The sequence below is a fragment of the Bilophila sp. 4_1_30 genome (assembly GCF_000224655.1).
GTDB classification, from domain to species: domain Bacteria; phylum Desulfobacterota; class Desulfovibrionia; order Desulfovibrionales; family Desulfovibrionaceae; genus Bilophila; species Bilophila wadsworthia.
Genome location: NZ_JH114232.1, coordinates 1,038,649 through 1,043,047 on the forward strand (window position 1 = coordinate 1,038,649; position 4,399 = coordinate 1,043,047).

Consider the following 4,399-nt stretch of genomic DNA (forward strand, 5'->3'; position numbering starts at 1 on the left):
CCCTCCAATTTTTCCTCTATTTCACCAGCTTCCTCAACCATGAGATCGGATGCATGGACGGGAGCTTCGTGTGATGCGAAATCTGAAGGCGGCAGGTGCCGCACTCGGTAACGCAATACTCGGCGGCACTGTCCTTGACGGCCTTGAAGAGATCGGAACCGACCGAGGCCGCCACATCGTACTTTTCCTTCTTGAAGCCGTAACTGCCGGAAATGCCGCAGCAGCCGGAACGGGCGTCCTCGACGTTGGCGGAAGCCATGCGGAGCAGATCAAGGCCCGGCTTGCCGATGCCCTGCGCGCGCAGGTGGCAGGGGGCATGATAGACCAGCTTCGTGGCGTCTTCGCGTACGTCGATGTCGAGCTCGCCGGACTCGATAAGGCCGATGAGAAACTCGCAGGCGTCCTGCACATGGGGGACAATGGACTCATGCTTGCCGAGTTCCGGGAAATACTCGGCATACTCCTGCTTGAGCATGAGCTGGCAGCTCGGGCAGACCGTCAAAACGGGGACATCGCCGGACGAAACGAGAGCGGCGAGCGTGTCCACGTTCCGGCTCGCGGCGGCGCGGGCGTCGTCGAAGAAGCCGTTCGCCACCATCGGCAACCCGCAGCACTCGAACTCGGGCACAATGACCTCATACCCCGCCTTTTCCAGCATGAAAACGAGATCCTTGCCGGTCTGCGGGTCGTAGTCGTTCACGTAACAGCCGGGGAAAAAGACGGCCTTCTTGGTGAGGCGGCTGCGATCCGAGGCCGTCAGCATCGCGTTGTGGTCACCCATCCATTCCGTGAAGCTCCGGGGCACGAACACGGGCATGGGCGCGCGGGCGTCCACGCCGAACTTGTCGAGGATGAGCCGGGTCAGCGCGTTGGTGGAGCCGACATTGACCAGCCAGCCCGGAAAACGGCGGGCCAGCCTGCCGAGCATACGCCCGTGGGACAGTACCCAGTCGCGCAGGGGCGGCTTGTGGCGCTTGCAGTACTCCGCACGGGCCAGCATGTTGAGGGTCGAAATCTTGACCCCGGACGGACAGGCGATGTCGCAGTTCTTGCAGTTGGAACAATAGTCCAGCGCCTCGATTTCCGAGATTTCCCCGCCGCCGGTTTCGTCATACAGGCGGAAACGCTCGGACGAAGGCCCGGTCAGCTTCGGCCCCTTGAAGGCCCGCGTCGCCTTGGTGACGGGGCAATAGGCCACGCAGGTCGAGCAGGTTGTACATTTATCTACAGTTTCAATAGGTTTCATACGCACCTCAGGCGTTCATGGCTGCAAAGAGGGCCGTGGACAGCGCGACGCCGTTGCCGGACTTCTCCGCGGCGTGATCGTAGCCGCCGAGCGTCTTGCCGATAAAGAACACGTTGCCGCACAGCGGGTTGCCGTCCTTGCCGAGCGGGCGGAGTTTGGCGTCCACATCCGGGCCAAGCAGGGCGAAGCCGTGCGACGGGCGGGGCGTCCCCGGCGTCTGGCGGCAGGCCGGGTAGGCTTCCGGCAGCGACCACTCTGGAGACGACGGGTTCAGGGGCAGATCAATATTGAAGATCGGCTCCCATGCGCGTTCGGGCTCGATGGCGAACCCTTCGCCGAGCACGCCGCCCGTGGCGATGATGAAGGAACGCGCCTCATAGCGGCGCTCCTGCCCGTTGTTGGTCGTGATCAGCGCGGCGCAGCGCCCGTTTTCGACCACGGCCCCGGTGATGGTGGACTGCTCGATGAGATCCACATCGTATTTCTTGAGCAGGCGCAGGAGCAGGGCGTGCAGGCGCAGCCCCGTCACCGCCGGGGGCAGGCTGGAGATTTCGTTGACGATGTGCCCCGTGCGATCCTTGATGGCGTTGTGCACGTCGTTGTTGGCGGCGGTGCCGAGGATGGCCGGGACGAACACCGCGCCGGGCACGCCGCGCACGATGTATTTGTTCAGGCTCTTGCTCAGCCAGAGGATGCCTTCGGGCGTATCCAGATAGCGGGCCAGATCGAGGGTGGAGAGGTCGCGCTGGAGCGGGAACGGGCTCGGCAGGATGACCGGGACGATGTTCTTCCCGATGTACCCCTTGCGCGTCGCAAGGCCCTGCGCCGCCAGCGCCGGGGAGAAGTCCTTGAGCCCCTCGACCCCGGCGATGAAAATGTTGGCCGCTTCGGCCACGCCGTGCATCGACATGGTATGGGGCACAAGATAGCTCGGCTTGGTCGTGCCGAGGGCCGTCACCACGCGGGTGTTTTGTTCGTTGTTGCAGAGGTAGGGACAGCCGCCCTCGTCGCAGAACTCGAGGAAGCAGGACAGCGCTTTTTTGACGGTCTCCGCGCCGACGATGGCGTAGGGATGGCGCGGGGACAGGCTGTCGAAGCCGTCGAAGGGCGAGGTAAGGGGCGTGCCGTCGGAACGGTAGCCGAGCACGTCGATGGTGCCGCCGCCGATGGCGAGCACGCCGGAGCCCTTGGTGACGAGCAGCGTGCGCTTCCCGGCCTTTGCCGCGAACAGGGCCGCGCTCAGCCCGGAAAGGCCGCCCCCGGCGATCATGACGTCATAGGGTGTTCTTTTGATCATTCGTCGGCTCCGTCTACGTTGAGGGTCGCGCCGTACATGCCGCGCGCCAGCTCGGTTTCACGCAATTCGCTGCCCCACAGCACCGGGCGGATGCCGTACCAGCGCTCCTGCTGGAAGCTCTGGAGCAGATCCGGTGCGCCGCAGGGGAGGGCATCGCACTCGCCGGTACCGCAGGCCTGCATCCCGGCGGGCAGCAGCTTGGCTTCGAGCACCGCGCCCACGCCGCGCAAGCCGCAGAAACTCCCCTGACAGGTACCCATGCCCATACGGGTGCGGCGGCGGATGTCGTTGAGGGAATGGGACGTGGGTTCGGAGGCGACCTGTTCGAATTCCGCAATAGTGACGCGCTCGCATTCGCACAAGAGTGCCTTTTTCCACGGCGCGGCCTCAAGGCGCTCCACCGTGGCGGCAAAACTGTCGCCAAGGCGCGATTCGGCCTGTTCCAGGCCTTGCGCCGGGAAGACCTTGCGCGCGCGTTCCAGCAGGGCCGGGGGCGTATCCTCCACCAGCGGCTCCACGGCGGTACGGCACTGTGCGGTCACGCCGAGCTTGGTACAGACGAGGTCGGCCATGCGCTCACCCATGAGGCGGTAGGTGGTCAGCTTGCCGCCGCAGATGGTCGCCATGCCCTTGAGCCCTTCCTTTTCATGGTCGAGGACCACGAAGTTGCGGGAAGCGCCCCGGCCTTCGGCGGACGGGTCGGCGGTGTACAGAGGCCGCGTCCCCGCGAAGGTGCGGAGGATGCGGTAGCTGTCGATTTCCGGGAAAAGCACGCGGCCGATGTCGAGCAGATCGTGCACTTCGGCGGTATCCGGCACGGTGTCGTCGGGCTTGTCGGTCTTCTTGGAGGTGGTGCCGAGGATGGTGATGGAGCCGTGCGGCACGAAGATGTCGCCGTCGGACGCCTTGCGCAGCCGGTTGATCACGCGGCTGGTGAAGCGGTGGTTGAAGGCCACCAGCGTCCCACGGTCGGGCTTGACGTTGATGTTCAGCCCCGCAGTATGGGCCAGTTCGCCCACCCAGCTCCCGGCGGCGTTGACCACGAAGCTGCAGGGGATTTCCCCGGTCTGCCCGGTGCGGGAGTCGCGCACGCTTACGCTCGTGACTTGTCCGTTGGCGCTGTTGATGGAAGTGACTTCCGTATAGGTGCGGAAGCCCGCGCCATGCCGGACGGCGTTCTGGACGTTCTGCCAGACGAGGCGGAAGCCGTCCACGGCGGAGTCGGGCACGCGGTACACGGACACGATATTACCCGCGAGGTTGGGTTCGAGCGTCCGGGCTTCCTTCACGGAGATGGGGGTGGCTTCGATCCCGCATTTGTCGCAGGCCGTGACCCACGCAGCTTCAAACTCGGCCCCGTCTTCGGGCGTGCGGACGAAGAAGCCTTCGGTTTCCTCGACGCAGTGCTTGCCGATGCGCCGGAGGATGCGGTTTTCCTCGATACATTCCCGGCCCGCCTCGGCGTCTTTCACCGCGTAGCGCGCGCCGCTGTGGAGCAGGCCGTGGAAGCGGGAGCTTGTGCCGTGGACGAGGTCGCGCTGTTCGAGCAGCAGCGCCTTGACCCCGCGCATGGCGAGGTCGCGCAAGGTTCCCGCGCCAGTGGCTCCGCCGCCGATGACGACGACGTCCCAGTGCCGCTTGGTATATTCTGAAAGTTCCTGCATGGATGTTCCCGTTCTTTCTGGATTTGTCCCGGGCTCGCCCCGGGAGTGCGTCGCTCCTGAAAATAGCCTCTTTGACATCCGTTTACAATAGAATATTCACATATGAAACCATAAACAAGGGTAAAAAGTTCTTATTCGAAAATTTTTGAAAAAGTAAGATATTGGGAGGGAAGGGAACCTTTTGAAAAAGGT

Annotated in this window: 3 protein-coding genes; all 3 read right to left on the minus strand. The window is 64.0% G+C overall.

What is annotated here, in order from left to right:
* Positions 1-16: 16 nt before the first annotated feature.
* Genes HMPREF0178_RS11200 through glpA form a run of 3 tightly spaced genes read right to left on the minus strand, consistent with a single transcriptional unit; the run spans position 17 to position 4,207 of the window.
* A complete protein-coding gene (locus tag HMPREF0178_RS11200; protein WP_009733506.1) occupies positions 17-1,246 on the minus strand; it encodes an anaerobic glycerol-3-phosphate dehydrogenase subunit C in 1,230 nt (409 codons plus the stop codon).
* Positions 1,247-1,253: 7 nt separating this feature from the next.
* Positions 1,254-2,543 carry an anaerobic glycerol-3-phosphate dehydrogenase subunit GlpB gene (gene glpB, locus HMPREF0178_RS11205; protein WP_005025262.1) on the minus strand — a complete coding sequence of 430 codons (1,290 nt, stop codon included), beginning with the start codon at positions 2,541-2,543 and terminating at the stop codon, positions 1,254-1,256.
* A complete protein-coding gene (gene glpA, locus HMPREF0178_RS11210) occupies positions 2,540-4,207 on the minus strand; it encodes an anaerobic glycerol-3-phosphate dehydrogenase subunit GlpA (RefSeq protein ID WP_009733507.1) in 1,668 nt (555 codons plus the stop codon). Before glpA ends, glpB begins: the two co-directional genes overlap by 4 nt.
* Between the last annotated feature and the right edge of the window lie 192 nt (positions 4,208-4,399).

Coding starts and splice junctions, on each gene's coding strand:
- glpA (WP_009733507.1), bottom strand. CDS start 4,207: ATGCAGGAACTTTCAGAATATACCAAGCGGCACTGGGACGTCGTCGTC.
- HMPREF0178_RS11200 (WP_009733506.1), bottom strand. CDS start 1,246: ATGAAACCTATTGAAACTGTAGATAAATGTACAACCTGCTCGACCTGC.
- glpB (WP_005025262.1), bottom strand. CDS start 2,543: ATGATCAAAAGAACACCCTATGACGTCATGATCGCCGGGGGCGGCCTT.